The following is a 14,437-nucleotide window of genomic DNA, read 5'->3' on the forward strand; positions in this document are numbered from 1 at the left end:
GAAAGACTGATGACGGTTATAGGGTGAAGTTTAGCCTAGCCCTTGAGCTTCTCGGCAATCCAGATGGTGTGGCGGGTGCCCTTGTTGCCGTGGGCGAAGACCTGCACTTCCTCGGCCTTGAAACCCGCTTTCTTCAGTTTGTCGGAAAATTGCCGGTCAGCGCTGGCCGACCAGACGGCCAACACGCCTTTTGGCCTCAGGGCCTTGGCGCAGGCGCTCAGGCCGCCGGCAGAGTACAGCCAGCTGTTGGCTTTCTGGGTCAGGCCTTCGGGACCGTTGTCGACGTCGAGCATGATGGCATCGAAGCCCTGGGGCTCGGCCTGCAGGACTTTGGCCACGTCTTCCATGCGAATCACGGTCCGCGGGTCTTGAAGCGGGTTTCCGGCTTTCTCGCCGAGTGGCCCGCGATTCCATTCCACAACGCCAGGCACTAATTCAGCGACCACCACTTCGGCGGTCTTGCCCAGGTGCTTGAGCGCCGAAGCGAGGGTGAAGCCCATACCCAGGCCGCCGATGAGCACCCGTGAATTCGGTCGACCGGCGACCTTGCGACACGGGATCTCGGCCAGGGCGTCTTCGGAACCGTGCATGCGCGTGTTCATCAATTGTCCGCCGTCGCCGCCCTGGATCTTGATGACAAAATCCTCGCCGTATTCGAACAGGCACAGGGCGCCGCCGTTTTCGGGAATGGGGGTGGTGTCCAGCAGAACGAAACGTTTCATGGGGCTCACTTGAAGAAAATTGGCAGAACTCGGGAGGGCAAACAGACGCAGTTGGGAGTAGCCTGTTTATGACGACAAGGCCAACGGAGCCATTGATGAAGCGCACCATTCTAACGGTCATTGCCCTGGCCGCGCTCTCGATAACTGCAGTGCAGGCTCAACAGCTGCAATCGATTCCCGTCAGCCCCGCGCCAATGCCCGGTTCGCCTGGCACCGCGACGCCCACACCGTACCCGCAGATCAGCCCGGCACCTTTGCCTAAAGTCGGCCCCGGCAGTAGCGGTCCGCCGTTGGTGCCGATCGAAATGCCGAGCCCGCCGATCAAGGATCAGCCGGTGCCGGGGATTGCGCCGAGCCCGCCGAAGCCCAAATCGCCGGGCGGCTAGACCTGCTGCGAAAGCAGTTGGCCGTCGGCCATGCGCAGGCGTTTGGAGAGGGATACGGCGAGGGCGCGGATGATCTTGGCGGCGATTTTCGGTGCGTCGTTTAGCATCTTTTCCAGTGAGTCCTTGCCCAGGTTGAGCAACTGGCAGTTGCTTGCAGCCACGCAACTGGCCGAGCGCCGTTCGCCGTCGAGCACGGCCATTTCACCGAACGAGCGGCCGCTGCGCAACGTGGCGATGGTGACTCGCTGTCCGTCAGCGTTGGTTTTCTGCACCGCCACCTGACCGGTGTGGATGATGCACATGAAACTGCCCGCATCGCCCTCCTGGAAGATCTCCTCGCCCTGGGCAATGGTGCTGATACTGAAGTAGCCCGAAGCCGCGGCGAAGTCCGCCGGCAGCAGTTGATTGAACAGGCCGCAATCCATCAGCCAGTCACGAATTTCGTTGTTCAGAAAGGTTGGTTCAGACATGTCGTCACGGTCTTTTTGTAGTGTCTGTTATTTCGGGTATTGAATGGCCTTTGTAGGAGCGAGCCTGCTCGCGATGAGGCCGGCACATTCGATGTTGATGTTGAATGTGCCACCGCTATCGCGAGCAGGCTCGCTCCTACAAGGGATACGGGTTGTATCGGCCGCCGGTGCGTGGAGTTAAGACCGGCACACCGCGCCAGGTTCCTCAGGCAATACCTAATACCTTGAACAAAAATGCATATTCGAGTGCTACGTCACGCAATCCCTGGTAACGACCGCTCATCCCGCCATGCCCGGCACCCAGTTCCGTCTTGAGCAGCAGGGGATTGCTGTCAGTCTTGGTCGCGCGCAATTTCGCCACCCACTTGGCCGCTTCCCAATACTGCACGCGGCTGTCGTTGTAGCCGGCGATCACCAGGGTCGCCGGATAAGCTTGCACGGTGACGTTTTCGTACGGGGCGTAGGCCTTGATCCGATTATGGACGTCCGGTTCTTCAGGGTTGCCCCACTCGTCGTACTCCGTCACGGTCAATGGCAGGTCAGGGTCGAGCATGGTGTTGAGTACGTCGACGAACGGCACTTCGGCGATGGCGGCGCCAAACAGCTCCGGCCGCTGGTTGAGCACCGCGCCGATCAGCAAGCCCCCGGCGCTGCCGCCGCTGATCGCCAATTGCGGTGCAGTGGTGAAGCCTTGGGCGATCAGGTGTTCGGCGCAGGCGATAAAGTCGCTGAAGGTGTTGTGCTTGTGCTCCTGCTTGCCGGCGCGATACCAGGCTTCCCCCAGTTCGCCGCCGCCACGCACGTGGGCAATGGCAAACGCCATGCCGCGATCCAGCAGGCTCAGGCGCGCATGGGAAAACCACGGGTCGAGGCTTTCGCCGTAGGCACCATAGCCGTAGAGGTACAGCGGTACGGGTTTGCCGAGGTCTGCGCGTTTGATCACCAGGCTGATGGGCACTTGCGTGCCGTCCGGCGCAGTGGCCCACAGGCGCTGGCTGACGTAGGCGTCGGCATCGAACGGGCCGAGCACCGGAGTTTGCTTGAGGACTTTCTGCTCGCCGGTCGCCAGTTCAAGCTGACGGATTTGCGCCGGACGGTTCAACGCTTCGTAGCGCAGGCGAATCCGGTCGCTTTCGAACTCCAGGCTGTTTTGCACGTGCAGGCTGTAGGCCGCATCCGGCAGTTGCACGCGATAAGGCGACAGGCCTTGCGGGTGAACTTCAATGACTGGCAAGCCGCCAACCCGCAGGCTGAGGGTCATGGCCCCGGTGTTCAGGCTGATGCCGTCGATCATCACCGTGTCGCTGTGGGGGATCAGGTTCTGCCAGTCGGCTTCGGTGGGCGCGACGCCGGTATCGACAGCGGTGTACAAGGCGAAATTGATGCCGTCACGGTTGCTGCGAATGAACCAGGTCCTTTGACCGCCGAGTACGCCGTGGTCGACGTCGTACTCATGATCCTCGACCCGTGGCGCGATACAGGTAAAGGCTTGCTGCGGCTGGTTGGCGTCAAGGACCCAGGCTTCGCTGGTGGTCTTGCTGCCCACGGACAGCAGCAATTGCTGCTCGGAGCTTGAACGGTAGCAATGCATGAAGAAGCGACCGTCCGGCTCATGGAACACTTCTTCGGCCGCCGTGCCCTCCAGTCGATAGCGATACAGCTTGTGCGGGCGATGGGTGTCGTCCAGTTCACCAAAGAACAGTGTCAGGCTGTCGTTGGCCCAAGTCATGCTGCCGTCGCAGTCCTGGAACTCCAGCTCGCTGATGCGGCCGTCGGACAATTCCTTCACGAACAGCGTGTAAATCTCCTCGCCGCTGGAATCGATGCTGTAGGCCAGGCGCTGATGGTCCGGGCTGATGCTGAACGCCCCCAGGGAAAAGAAGCCGCCTTTGGCCAGCTCATTGGGGTCGAGCAGCAGTTGTTCGCGGCTTTCGTCGAGGGTCAGGCTGTCATCGGCCGGACGCGGGCAGCGGTAGTGCCGTGCGTACTCATCGCCCGCCGTGGTGCGGGTGTAATACAGATACGGTCCCCACGGCGAGGGCAGGGACAGATCGGTCTCGAGAATCCGCCCCTTGATCTCTTCGAACAGGGTTTCGCGCAATCCGGCCTGGTCGGCGGTTTGCGCTTGCTGATAGCTGTTTTCAGCCTTCAGATAGTCGAGCACTGCCTCGGTGTCGCGCTCTTGCAGCCAGGCATACGGATCGGAGCCTTCAGCCTTGTGGGCGATCGGAGCGTCGTGAATGTTGGCGGATAGGGGCATGAAGGGCTCTCGAACAGTGTACGGAATAGGGGCCTGGCAACCTGGATAGCGCCCAACAGTCAGGCATTGATGCAGCCTGATGGGCGAAAAGCCGTTATCATAAGCGCCTCTTTGCCTGCCTTGCCATGGACACCATGACCGAGAACGACTATCTGATCGCTTGGGGCCTCTACGCCTTCGCCGCTTTGGGCTGCCTGTTGGTGTGGATGCGCTTGACCCGCTGGATGTGGCGATGGCTGCGTGAGCCGCTGCGGCTGGCGATGGTCGTGCTGCTGTTCAGCCCGACCATCATTGACCCGGTGAAGGACAAAATCGCACCGGCCGTCGCCATTACCGCGCTCGACCTGCTGTTCAAGGTCGGCAACAACGCCTGGCGGGCGATTTCCGATCTGTTCATGTACGGCATGATCGCGTTCGGCCTCTATCTGGTGCTGGTGGCGATCCGTTTCCCTATCGAACGCGCCTCCAACGCCCGCAAGGAACAGGCTGCCGCCGCCAAAGTCGCCGTCCGTGCCGACGAGTCTGAGAATGATCAACCATTCGGCGGTGCCGGCGATGATCGTTACGGTCGTCCACCGGTGCCGAGCAATCCTCAGCGGATGCGAGTCGAACCCCGTCTGTAACCTTGCCCCTGCGATTGAGCGAGAGTCCGAGCATGTGTGAGTTATTGGGCATGAGCGCCAATGTCCCGACCGATATCGTGTTCAGCTTCACCGGGCTGATGCAGCGCGGCGGACGCACCGGCCCGCACCGCGATGGCTGGGGCATTGGCTTCTATGAAGGCCGTGGGCTGCGACTGTTCCAGGACCCGGCGGCGAGCAGCGAGTCGGAAGTCGCGAACCTGGTGCAGCGCTATCCGATCAAGAGTGAAGTGGTGATCGGGCACATCCGCCAGGCCAACGTCGGCAAGGTCTGCCTGTCCAACACGCATCCGTTCGTCCGTGAGCTGTGGGGGCGCAACTGGTGTTTTGCCCATAACGGCCAGTTGGCGGACTTTCAGCCTGCGGCCAGTTTCTATCGCCCCGTGGGTGATACCGACAGCGAAGCGGCTTTCTGTGATTTGCTCAACCGTGTGCGTGCGGCATTCCCCGAACCGGTCGAGGTCGAAGCGTTGCTGCCGGATCTGGTGGCCGCTTGCGCCGAGTACCGCAGCAAAGGCGTGTTCAACTGCCTGCTCAGCGATGGCGACTGGTTGTTCTGCTATTGCTCGACCAAGCTGGCGCAAATCACCCGTCGTGCACCGTTTGGCCCGGCGCGCTTGAAAGATGTCGACGTGATCGTCGACTTTCAGGCCGAAACCACGCCTAACGACGTGGTCACCGTCATCGCCACCGAACCCCTGACCGAAAACGAAACCTGGACCCGTTACGAACCGGGTCAATGGAGCCTTTGGCGACGCGGCGAATGCGTCAGCCAGGGCCAGACCTCATAAGGATTCAACCCCCATGTTGCTCAGTTATCTACGGCTGGTGTTGTTTGCGGCGGGCCTGTTGATCGGTGTCCAGGTGCCAGGGTTCATCAACGATTACGCCAAGCGGGTCGAAGCGCACCTGATCGAGGCGCAGGCCAGCCTGAGCGGCTTCCAGAACACCGCCAATCAGTTCTTCAAGGGTGACATGCAGGCCCTGGTGGCCCACTACCGTGCCAGCGAAGACCCGATCTTTCGCAGCGATGCCGACAGCCTGAGCAACCTGTTGACCCGTCAGGTGGCGCTGGACAAGCAATTCCAGGCGATGCAGGGCCCGTGGTACATCCGCTTCCTGCAAGTGGTGCTGGCTGCCGATCCGGACATCCGCAAGGAAACCTGGAATGGCTACAGCTACCAGATCCTGTTGACGCCCGAAGCGATGGTCTGGGGCATGAGTGGCGCGTTGCTGTTGTCGTTCGGGATCGAGTGCCTGTTCCGTCTGATCGACTGGGTGGTGCTGGGCGGCAAGCGTCTGCGCCAGAGCCGTCCGATCGAAGAGCGGGATTTGCGCGGGTTGTAACACCGTCGAACGTCAAGGAGCCGGCAAGCCGGCTCCTTGCTTGATTACCAATCAATCGAATAGGTCATGCTCAAGGTACGGCCTTCGGCGTTGGGGTAGGGCGCTTTGGCGTTGGCCTGGGCGAACAGGTTGACGTACGTGCGGTCGGTCAGGTTGTACACCCCGCCTTCCAGACGGCCGACCGGCAAGTCCACGGAGCCGAGCAGGTCCACCAGCGTATAACCTTCGATGTCGCGCCCGTTGTTGTCCTTGGCGGCAGCGTCGTAACTGGACAGGTGCATGCCTTGCAGGCGCAGGGTGTAGTCGTCTTCGGTGTAGCCGACGAACAGCGTGGTCTTGGCCGGTGAAATGCGTGTCGCCGGCAGGTCGATCCATTTCCCGTTCTGCTGGGTCTCGCCTTTGGCCCAGGCATAGGTGCCACCCACCGACCAGTGATCGGTCGCGCGGTAGGTCAGGCTGTTTTCGATACCGCGAACCCGCTCCTTCTGGTTGATCAGACGCAAGACACGGCTATTGGCATCGTAGAACTGGGTCACGTCCGAGGTGTTTTCATAGACGGTGACGTCGGCCTGCCACCGGTCCCAGTCACCGCGCCAGCCCAGCTCGTAGCTGTCGACCTTGATGGCCTGGGCGTTGAGGCTCTGGATGTCGAAGGTGCTGCTCACGTCACGCAAGAAACGCTGGATGTCCGGCAGCGAAAACCCCTGGCTGTAATTGGCGAAGACGTCCTGATGTTCACTCAGGTGATAGACCGCGCCCAGGTTATAGAGCGTGGCGTCGTATTTGAGGGTGTCACCGGGCAGGATGGCGCGTACGCCAGTCTGGACGATCTGACCGTAGGCGATGCTGTCGGAGACCTCGCTTTCGATCCATTCGCGGCGCACACCGCCACGCAAGGTCCAGTCTCCGATGTCCCAGGACATCTGCCCGAACAGCGCCTTGGTGGTGGTTTCGATATCCGGGCCCATCTCGTAAGTGGTGCCAGTCTTGGTGTAGTTCAGCCCTTTGACGGTGTATTGGTCACCGCGCTGGCGGGAGCGTTCGTGATCATAGTCGGCACCCCAGACCAGGTTGCCCGTGGCGCTGCCGATGGCCGGCAACGGCGTGTCGATGGCCGCACGCAGGCCGTAGACATCCTGCACGCTGTTGTTGTCGGCGATCCCGGCCTTGCCCCGCGACAGGTCCGGGAAGAACAGCGCGTCGGCCCGGCGCCAGTAGCTTTCCAGTTGCAGGCCCTGGCCGTAGAAGTCGTTGTCGGTGTAGTTGAGGTTGGCCGCCTGGTTATGGGTGTAGGGCTGGTCGTCGAGATTCAGTCCTTTGACCGCCACGGCCTCTCGCAGGTTTTTCGGGTCTTTTGTGTAGCCGGTGTCCTGCTGGTCCTTGTAGTCCTGCAGCGACAGGCTGAGTTTTTTATCGGCATCCAGTTCGTAACCGAAACGACCTTGCAGGTCATAGGTGTCGGTGTCCATGTTGCTGCCCTGGGATGTGTCCTGAGGGATGCGATTGCCATTGCCGTCGTACTGATCGTTGCGCTGGGTCAGGTCGGCGGACAGGTACCAGTCCAGGGCATCCTTGCGCCCGGTCACACTCTGAAAGGCCTCGTAGGCGAAACCCTTGCTGTTGAGGTTGTTGCCGCTGGTCAGGCCCAGTTTGCTGTTGTAGGCAAGGTCCTGGCCCTGGTTGCGCTTGGTGATGATGTTGATGATGCCGCCCGAAGCACCGGCGCCATAAATGCTGCTGGCACCGGAAACCACCTCGATGCGTTCGATACTGGCCGGCGCGATGCTGTTGAGCTGGCGGAAGTTGTCCCGCGTGGCGTTCTGCGACACGCCGTCGATCAACACCAGCATGTTGCGCCCGCGCAGGGTCTGGCCGAAGTTGCTCATCCCGCCGCTGGACGGCGCCAGGCCGGGAACCAGTTGTCCCAGGATGTCGGAGACCCGACGCCCGGCGCCACTCTGTTGGCGGATCTGTTGTTCGTCGATCACCTGGACCGAGCCTGGAATCGAGGCAATGGTCGCTTCGCTGCGCGTCGCGGAAACGACGGTGGCTTGCATGTTCAATGTGCCGGGTTGCTGGTCGGTGTCTTCGGCCCAGGTCTGGGCGCTGACGGAGCCGAGCAACGGAATCAACAGGGAAAGTTTGGTTCGGGTCATGAATTAGTCTTTTTTTAGTCGTGAGCCAGAAACTGTTGCCCAGGCCCAGGGCAAAACCCTGCTGGCTTGAAGGCACGGTGTTGGCGATCAGTGCAAAGGCGAGGGGGAGCAGCGCTGCTCGGCGGGCTCCAGGGTTTTGCTCAAAGGGTCGAAGGTGATGCGGTGGGACTGGAAGGCTTGAGTGCCGAGGGCTTCGCTCCAGTTTGAGAGCAATTGCTGCTGTTTTTGCGTGTAAGCGCGCATCGAGTCCGACTCCTTCTGGACAGTGATTTAGCTGAATGCGCGCAGAGAATACATTTTCAAAATATTAATGCAAATGATAGTAATTGCTACTTGTGGCGTTTGATCTCCTTTTCAGGGTCTGGGCAGGGGTTTGCTCAAAACCATGTAGTGCTCGCCCACCTTCTGCGCATAGTGCTCCACCACGTGCTGACACAGCGTCACGATCTCTTCGACCATCTCTGCGCCAACTCGCCATGACACCACTACTTGCAGGTTGGGCGGGCGTTGGTCGATGGCCAGCAAGGTCAATTCTCCCCGCTCCAGTTCCTCGGCCACCAGCACCGGTGGCAATGCGCCGATGCCGAAACCGTCGCGCAGCAAACGGGTGATGGCCGACACCGAATTTACGCAGTTCAGTCGCGGTGTCATGACACCGTTGGCCTGCATCAGTGCCAGCACTTCCTGATGCGGATGAGAGTTTTTCGAATAGGTGATGATCCGCTCACGCGCCAGTTCGGCGACGTTCGTGTAATGGCGGTTGTAGATCGAGTTGCTGGCGACGATCCAGCCAATCGGGTGACTGGCCAGCTCCAGGCTGCGCACGCTTTCCTGGCGCAGCAGGTCGGTTTGCAGGATCACGTCGAGAAAACCTTTTTGCAGCTGATCGCAGAGGTTGAGCGAGGTATCGGCTACCAGCTCGATTTCCACCAGCGGGTAGTGGTCGGTCATCTGCGCCACCAACGGGCTGAGCCAGGTATGGATCACCGTGTCCATCACGCCGATGCGCACCCGTCCGACCTTGCTCGAGCGGGTCTCGATCGACTGCTTGAGTGCCTGCATGGTGTCCATCATCTGCTCGGCGTAATCGAGCACTTTGAGGCCTTCGGGCGTCAGGCTCACACCGCGCGAATCCCGCAGAAACAGCTTTACCCCGAGCTCACTTTCAAGCACTGCGATGCGGCTGGAAATCGAGGCCTGAGTGGTGAAGAGCTTGTCGGCGGTCAGGCGGAAACTCTTGAGTCGGGCGACCCAGACAAATGTCTCGAGAAACTTCAGGTTCATGGGATAAAGATTTCTTATGTCTAAGGCGGGTTTTTATTAGTTGGACGCAGCAGGCGCGCGCGTCCAAAAATCGACGCATCCGGTTCCCACGATAGGCGTCGTCGGGGCTCAGAACAATACCAATAAAATCAGCGCGGAGATTTGCCATGAGTGCGCCCGACACCACTGCCATTCCGAAAGTCTCGGCCCGCCCGGGTCCTTTCGACTGGTATCGCAACATCAATCAGCAGGAACGCCGCACCTTCTGGAGCTGCAAGATCGGCTATGGCCTGGACGGCATGGACACCCAGATGCTCAGCTTCGTGGTGCCGACCCTGATTGCCATGTGGGGCATCACCACCGGCCAGGCCGGGCTGATTCACACCAGCACGCTGATCGCTTCGGCCATCGGTGGCTGGGTGGCGGGGATTCTCTCCGACCGCATCGGTCGTGTGCGCACCTTGCAACTGACCGTGCTGTGGTTTGCCTTCTTCACCTTCCTCTGCGGCTTTGCCCAGACCTACGAGCAACTGCTGATTGCCCGCACGTTGATGGGCTTCGGTTTCGGCGGCGAATGGACGGCCGGTGCGGTGCTGATCGGCGAAGTCATTCGTGCCCAGGACCGTGGCAAGGCGGTTGGCATGGTGCAATCCGGCTGGGCGCTGGGCTGGGGGCTGACGGCGATTCTGTATGCGCTGCTGTTCTCGGTATTGCCACCGGAAGACGCCTGGCGCGCGCTGTTCATCCTCGGCATCGTGCCGGCAGTCTTCGTGATATTCGTCCGCCGCCTGGTCAAGGACCCGGAAATCTATCGTGAAGCCAAAGCGAAACAGGAGCCGAGCAACCCGTCGAAGTTCTACGAGATCTTCGCCCCCGGCATGCTCTTCACCACGATTCGCGCTTCGTTGCTGACCACCGGCGCGCTGGGTGGCTACTACGCGATCACGTCTTGGTTGCCGACTTTCCTGAAGAACGAGCGCGGTTTGAGCGTACTCAATACCAGCGGTTATCTGGCGATGGTGATCGTCGGTTCCTACGTCGGTTATGTCATCAGCGCTTATTTGACCGACATCCTCGGACGTAAAAAGAACTTCATCCTGTTCGCCGTGGGCTCGTTCACCATTGTCTTGCTGTACACCCAACTGCCGGTCAGCAACGCTGTGATGCTGTGGCTGGGCTTTCCGCTGGGCTTCTTCGCCTCGGGGATCTTCAGTGGCATGGGCGCATTCCTGACCGAGTTGTTCCCTACACGCATTCGCGGTTCTGGCCAGGGCTTTTGCTACAACATCGGCCGGGCGTTGGCGGCGTTGTTCCCGCTGCTGATCGGCCTGCTCAGCCAGACCGTGCCGCTGAGTGTAGGCATCGGTGCCTTTGCGGCGGTTTCCTACGGCGTGGTGATCCTCGCGGCTCTGAGTTTGCCGGAAACCCGTGGCAAGCAACTCGACGCCCAGTAACTGATAACCTGCGGGGCTGTCATACAGATATGTCCCGCAGCTGAAAAGAATAAAGCCTACAGGAGTGTTCAGTGTGAGCCGCCTGCTATTGAACTGCGACATCGGCGAGAGTTTCGGCAGCTGGACCATGGGTCTGGACGCGGAAATCATGCCCTTTATCGATTGCGCCAACATCGCCTGCGGTTTTCACGCCGGCGACCCGAGCATCATGCGCAAGACCGTCAGCCTGGCCCTCAGCCACGGCGTGCAAGTTGGCGCGCATCCGGCCTATCAGGACCTTGTGGGATTCGGCCGCCGCTCCATGGCCTATGCCACCCAGGAACTTCAAGACATTCTGCATTACCAGATCGGCGCCCTCGACGGCATCTGCCGGGCCCAGGGCGGGCGGGTCAGTTACGTCAAACCCCATGGCGCGATGTACAACGACATGATGGCCAATCCAGCGCAATTGCGCGCCGTTTTGCAAGCCGTGGCGTCCTATGACCGCAACCTGCCATTGATGTTGATGGCCACCCGCGACAACAGCGCCGCACAGCAGTTGGGCGATGAATACGGCGTGACCCTGTGGTTCGAAGCCTTCGCCGACCGAGCTTACGACAGCGCAGGCAGGCTGGTGTCGCGACAACTGCCGGGAGCAGTGCATCACGACCCGGAAACAATCATCGGGCAGGCGCTGACCATTGCCCGTGGCGATCCGCTCACCGCCAGCGACGGCAGCGCCCTGCATTTGCAGGCCAACACCCTTTGCGTGCATGGCGACAACGCCAGTTCGGTCGCTGCCGTGCAACGCATCCGTGAAGCCTTGAACCGGCAGAGTGCGTCATGAAGCTGCGGGTAGAAGTGGTGGCGCTGGATTGCCTGATGGTGCGCCTGTTCGATGAAATTGCCGAAACCAACATGCCGTGGATGCTGGCGGCCAGTGAAAGTCTGCGCGCGGCGTTCGCCGGGCATCTGATCGATCTGGTGCCGTCCTATACCACCTTGATGGTGCATTACGACTTGACTGCGCTGAGCCCGAACCAGGCTCGGGAATTGATCGCCGAAGCCTTGATCGACCTGACGCCCAACGCGCGCACTCGTGGCACCTGTCATGTGTTGCCGGTGTGGTACGACTTGAGCGTCGGCCCGGAGCTCAGCCTATTGTCGCAACGCAGCGGATTGGCGGTGGAGGAGGTGATCCGTCGTCACTGCGAGCGTGAATATCAGGTGTTCGCCCTGGGCTTTGCGCCGGGTTTCGCCTTCATGGGGCTGGTAGAAGAGGTGCTCGCCGCGCCGCGCCTTAAAACACCCCGCAAGAAAGTCGCCGCCGGCAGTGTCGGCATCGCCGAGCGGCAGACGGCGGCCTACCCGGTGGTGTCGCCGGGGGGGTGGAACCTGATCGGCCGCACGCCGGCCAGATTGTTCGATCGCAACCGTGACGGCTACAGCCTGATGCAGCCCGGTGACACGGTACGCTTCGAAGCGATTGGCCATGCTGAGTTCATTAACCTGGGCGGTGACGACACGCCACTGGAGGCCCTGGCATGAGCCGTCTGACGATTGAAGCGAGTACGCCGCTGTGCCTGTTGCAGGATGCCGGTCGATTCGGCGTGCGACATCTGGGCGTGACCCAGGGCGGAGCGGCCGATTGGCGTTCGATGTCCTGGGCCAACTGGCTGTTGGGCAACGCACTGGATGCGCCAGTAATCGAAATCACCCTCGGCGGGTTCACCGTGGTGGCCAAGGAAGATTGCGTGCTGGCATTGGCGGGAGCGGATCTTGGTGCGCAGGTGGACGGCGAAGCGTTGGCACCGTGGCGCAGTTTCAGGCTGCACAAAGGTCAGCGTCTGCAATTCACCCAGCCGTTGCTCGGCGCTCGCGCCTATCTGGCGGCGCCGGGTGGGTTTGATGCACCGAAAGTACTGGGCAGTAGCGCGACGGTGGTCCGTGAGGAACTCGGCGGCCTGGACGGAATGGGCCATGCGCTGGGCAAAGGCGCGAGTTTGAGCTATTCGGGCAACTCGGTGATGTTGCTGCGCGAATTGACCGCAGACCAGCGGCCGGACCTGAACCTTGATGCTCCGTTGGACCTGGTCCTCGGTGCACAGATCGGCGAATTCAGCGGGCAGAGCCTGTTCGACGCGTTCAACAGCGTGTGGAGCCTCGACAGCCGTGCTGACCGGATGGGCATTCGCCTGTTGGGCACGGCGCTGCAGTACCAGGGCAAACCGATGATTTCCGAAGGCATTCCGTTGGGGGCGGTCCAGGTGCCGCCCGACGGGCAGCCGATTGTGTTGCTCAATGATCGGCAGACCATTGGTGGTTATCCGCGTCTGGGAGCGTTGACGCCGTTGGCACTGGCGCGATTGGCGCAGTGCTTGCCGGGGGCGCAGGTGCGATTGCGGCCGGTGGTGCAGGAAGTGGCGCACCGGGAACATGTCGAGTATTTGCAGCGATTTTTGAGCCGCTAAAAGCATCGCGAGCAGGCTCACTCCTACATTTGATCTGTGTCGTACACAAAACCAATGTAGGAGCGAGCCTGCTCGCGATGGGGCCCTTTCAGGCAATGCATTTCTACTTGGAAAGAAACCGCATCCCTTCCTCCAACCCGCGAAGGGTCAGCGGGTACATCTGGTCGTCGATCAAATCCCGCACGATATTGGTCGACGAGGTATAGCCCCACGTGTCCTTCGGATACGGATTGATCCAGATGAGTTTCTTGTACTTCTCCTTGAACCGCTGCATCCACACGTAACCGGCTTCTTCGTTCCAGTGCTCGACGCTGCCGCCTGCCTGGGTGATTTCGTAGGGCGCCATGGCGGCGTCGCCGATGAAGATCACTTTGTAGTCGGCACCGTACTTGTGCAGCAGGTCCATGGTCGAGGTGCGCTCGGAGGTGCGGCGCATGTTGTTCTTCCACACCGATTCATAAATGAAGTTGTGGAAGTAGAAGTACTCCAGATGCTTGAACTCGGTCTTGCAGGCCGAGAATAATTCCTCGCAAATCTTCACATGGGCGTCCATCGAGCCGCCGATGTCGAACAGCAGCAACAGCTTGACGGTGTTGCGCCGCTCTGGCCGCATCTGGATGTTCAGCAGGCCGGCATCCTTGGCTGTGTGATCGATGGTGCCATCGATGTCCAGTTCTTCCGCCGCGCCCTGACGGGCAAACTTGCGCAGGCGGCGCAGGGCGACCTTGATGTTGCGTGTGCCCAGCTCGACCGAATCGTCGAGGTTCTTGTATTCGCGCTGGTCCCAGACCTTGGCCGCCTTGCCCTGGCGCTTGCCGGCATCGCCGACCCGAATGCCTTCCGGGTTGAAACCGCCGGAACCGAACGGGCTGGTACCACCGGTGCCGATCCACTTGTTGCCACCGGCGTGGCGTTCCTTCTGTTCCTCAAGGCGTTTCTTGAACTCTTCGATCAGCTTGTCCAGGCCGCCGAGGGACTGGATCGCCGCCCGCTCTTCATCGGTCAGTGAACGCTCGAATTCCTTGCGCAGCCAGTCTTCGGGGATCAATGCCTGAAGATGATCGTCGAGCTTTTCCAGGCCATTGAAGTAGGCACCGAACGCCCGGTCGAACTTGTCGAAATGTTTTTCATCCTTCACCAGGATCGTCCGGGACAGGTAATAGAACTCGTCCATGTCGGCGAAGGTCACGCGCTGTTTCAGCGCGTTGATCAGGTCCAGCAGCTCTCGCACCGAGACTGGCACCTTGGCTGCGCGCATTTCATTGAACAGGTTGAGCAGCATGGCATC

At 60.7% G+C, this 14,437-nt stretch carries 15 protein-coding genes; 8 read left to right on the top strand and 7 right to left on the bottom strand.

Features of this window, described 5'->3' with window-relative positions; all coding sequences use genetic code 11:
* Positions 1-35: 35 nt before the first annotated feature.
* Entirely contained in the window at positions 36-722 is a 687-nt protein-coding gene (locus AC3IX1_RS07215; RefSeq protein ID WP_046043858.1) for a spermidine synthase, read from the bottom strand.
* 95 nt (positions 723-817) lie between these two features.
* Here AC3IX1_RS07215 and AC3IX1_RS07220 point away from each other — a divergent pair, with 95 nt between their 5' ends.
* On the top strand, positions 818-1,108 hold the full coding sequence (locus tag AC3IX1_RS07220; protein WP_489387663.1) for a hypothetical protein: 291 nt from the start codon (positions 818-820) through the stop codon (positions 1,106-1,108).
* Here the strand turns inward: AC3IX1_RS07220 and AC3IX1_RS07225 are convergent.
* Together AC3IX1_RS07225 and AC3IX1_RS07230 are read right to left on the bottom strand one after the other, a co-directional pair.
* Positions 1,105-1,578, bottom strand: a complete 474-nt coding sequence (locus tag AC3IX1_RS07225; RefSeq protein WP_056721336.1) for a cyclic nucleotide-binding domain-containing protein — start codon at positions 1,576-1,578, stop codon at positions 1,105-1,107. The two genes, AC3IX1_RS07220 and AC3IX1_RS07225, sit on opposite strands and share 4 nt — an antisense overlap.
* Before the next feature lie 205 nt (positions 1,579-1,783).
* Positions 1,784-3,838 carry a S9 family peptidase gene (locus tag AC3IX1_RS07230; RefSeq protein ID WP_489387664.1) on the bottom strand — a complete coding sequence of 685 codons (2,055 nt, stop codon included), beginning with the start codon at positions 3,836-3,838 and terminating at the stop codon, positions 1,784-1,786.
* Between the two features lie 125 nt (positions 3,839-3,963).
* Here AC3IX1_RS07230 and AC3IX1_RS07235 point away from each other — a divergent pair, with 125 nt between their 5' ends.
* The 3 genes from AC3IX1_RS07235 to AC3IX1_RS07245 are packed head-to-tail and all read left to right on the top strand — an operon-like array spanning position 3,964 to position 5,826.
* Entirely contained in the window at positions 3,964-4,461 is a 498-nt protein-coding gene (locus AC3IX1_RS07235) for an MFS transporter (protein ID WP_489387665.1), read from the top strand.
* 32 nt (positions 4,462-4,493) lie between these two features.
* A complete protein-coding gene (locus AC3IX1_RS07240; RefSeq protein ID WP_489387666.1) occupies positions 4,494-5,270 on the top strand; it encodes a class II glutamine amidotransferase in 777 nt (258 codons plus the stop codon).
* 13 nt (positions 5,271-5,283) lie between these two features.
* Positions 5,284-5,826: a DUF2937 family protein gene (locus tag AC3IX1_RS07245; protein WP_489387667.1), complete on the top strand. Its 543-nt coding sequence runs from the start codon at positions 5,284-5,286 to the stop codon at positions 5,824-5,826.
* Positions 5,827-5,870: 44 nt separating this feature from the next.
* Here AC3IX1_RS07245 and AC3IX1_RS07250 read toward each other — a convergent pair whose 3' ends face one another.
* The 3 genes from AC3IX1_RS07250 to AC3IX1_RS07260 all read right to left on the bottom strand — a co-directional run bounded on the left by AC3IX1_RS07250 (position 5,871) and on the right by AC3IX1_RS07260 (position 9,266).
* Complete coding sequence (locus AC3IX1_RS07250; protein WP_489387668.1) at positions 5,871-7,982, bottom strand: TonB-dependent receptor; 2,112 nt, start codon at positions 7,980-7,982, stop codon at positions 5,871-5,873.
* An 87-nt stretch (positions 7,983-8,069) separates the two neighbouring features.
* Complete coding sequence (locus AC3IX1_RS07255; protein WP_489388803.1) at positions 8,070-8,225, bottom strand: hypothetical protein; 156 nt, start codon at positions 8,223-8,225, stop codon at positions 8,070-8,072.
* 111 nt (positions 8,226-8,336) lie between these two features.
* Positions 8,337-9,266, bottom strand: a complete 930-nt coding sequence (locus AC3IX1_RS07260; protein ID WP_489387669.1) for a LysR family transcriptional regulator — start codon at positions 9,264-9,266, stop codon at positions 8,337-8,339.
* Positions 9,267-9,412: 146 nt separating this feature from the next.
* Between AC3IX1_RS07260 and AC3IX1_RS07265 the strand changes: the two genes are divergently transcribed.
* From AC3IX1_RS07265 to AC3IX1_RS07280, 4 genes are all read left to right on the top strand, one after another.
* Entirely contained in the window at positions 9,413-10,699 is a 1,287-nt protein-coding gene (locus AC3IX1_RS07265; RefSeq protein ID WP_489387670.1) for an MFS transporter, read from the top strand.
* 73 nt (positions 10,700-10,772) lie between these two features.
* Positions 10,773-11,525, top strand: a complete 753-nt coding sequence (locus AC3IX1_RS07270) for a 5-oxoprolinase subunit PxpA (protein WP_489387671.1) — start codon at positions 10,773-10,775, stop codon at positions 11,523-11,525.
* A complete protein-coding gene (locus AC3IX1_RS07275) occupies positions 11,522-12,226 on the top strand; it encodes a 5-oxoprolinase subunit B family protein (protein ID WP_489387672.1) in 705 nt (234 codons plus the stop codon). Before AC3IX1_RS07270 ends, AC3IX1_RS07275 begins: the two co-directional genes overlap by 4 nt.
* A complete protein-coding gene (locus AC3IX1_RS07280) occupies positions 12,223-13,149 on the top strand; it encodes a 5-oxoprolinase subunit C family protein (RefSeq protein ID WP_489387673.1) in 927 nt (308 codons plus the stop codon). Before AC3IX1_RS07275 ends, AC3IX1_RS07280 begins: the two co-directional genes overlap by 4 nt.
* A 103-nt stretch (positions 13,150-13,252) precedes the next feature.
* On the opposite strand, the gene AC3IX1_RS07285 is transcribed toward AC3IX1_RS07280, so the two are convergent.
* Positions 13,253-14,431 (bottom strand): vWA domain-containing protein, encoded by a 1,179-nt coding sequence (locus AC3IX1_RS07285; protein ID WP_489387674.1) that lies wholly within the window; start codon positions 14,429-14,431, stop codon positions 13,253-13,255.
* Positions 14,432-14,437: the final 6 nt, after the last annotated feature.

The sequence above is a fragment of the Pseudomonas sp. KH_046_2 genome (assembly GCF_057838985.1).